Below are 1033 nucleotides of genomic sequence, written 5' to 3' on the forward strand. Positions count from 1 at the left end.
TGTGGAGCCTCAACAGGTTGTTCTCGGTTAGGCCGAGGCGGCTGATGGGTGTGTGGTGTTTTAGACTGCGATGTGGTCGATGCCAGTTATATTGGTGTAGCCACAGAGGCAGCTCGGCGGCTCGATGGTCTGAGGTTTGGTAGGCTCTGGCATATGCCCATTCTCGCAGGCTGGTCTGGATGAAGCGCTCGGCTTTGCCGTTGGTCTTTGGGGTGTAGGGTTTGGTTCTGATGTGCTTGAGGCTGAGTGCGTTGCAGGCGGATTTGAAGTCCTGGGACCGGTAGCATGAGCCGTTGTCGGTCATGACGCGAGTGACGGTGATGCCGAGGCTGGCATAATAGGCGACGACGGCCTTGAGGAAGGCGATGGCGCTTTCCTTTTTTTCGTCGGGGAGGATCTGGCTGAAGGCGATGCGCGAGGCATCGTCGATGCAGACGTGTACGAACTCCCATCCCATGCGGCAGCTGGTGGATTGGGAGGTGCCGTGCCCGGTGATGCGATGACCGATGCGATTGAAGCGTCCGAGCTTCTTGATGTCGATATGGATGAGTTCGCCGGGATGCTCGCGCTCGTAGCGCCGGACGGGTTCGGGTGGCTCGAGCCCTTTGATCCTGCTGATGCCCAGGCGCTGGAGCACGCGGCTGACGGTGGCAGTCGAGACGCCGGCGATCTGTGCGATCTGGGCGCCGGGGAGGCGCTGTCGCCGCAGCGCTTCGATCTGCAGGAGCACGGCCTGGGGCGTGGGAGCGCGCAACTGCCGCGGTCGTGAGGAGCGATCGGCAAGCCCGGCCTGGCCTTCGGCCCGGTAGCGCGCCACCCACTTCCCAACGGTACGAGCCGACACGCCCATGTCGGCTGCGACCGACATGGGCGGCTGCCGCTCGACGAGCACGCGCCGCACCAACTCGGCTCGACTGTGCGGCGTGGTTCGGGCATTCTTGTGCACGTTCATCCGGTTCCTCCTGACAGCTGAAGCTTCGCAACCTCAGTCTGCTCGGACAGAACCGGATGAACAACCTATCGAAAGATCACA

At 62.4% G+C, this 1033-nt stretch carries 1 protein-coding gene; it reads right to left on the reverse strand.

Annotation, left to right across the window (positions count from 1 at the left end; all coding sequences use genetic code 11):
* Window positions 1-952, reverse strand: a 952-nt coding sequence (locus tag AC1RT8_RS24680; RefSeq protein WP_493079207.1) for an IS481 family transposase, incomplete at its 3' end; no start/stop codon positions are given.
* Window positions 953-1033 lie beyond the last annotated feature (81 nt).

The sequence above is a fragment of the Sphingomonas sp. GW821-FHT10F11 genome (genome assembly GCF_058809095.1).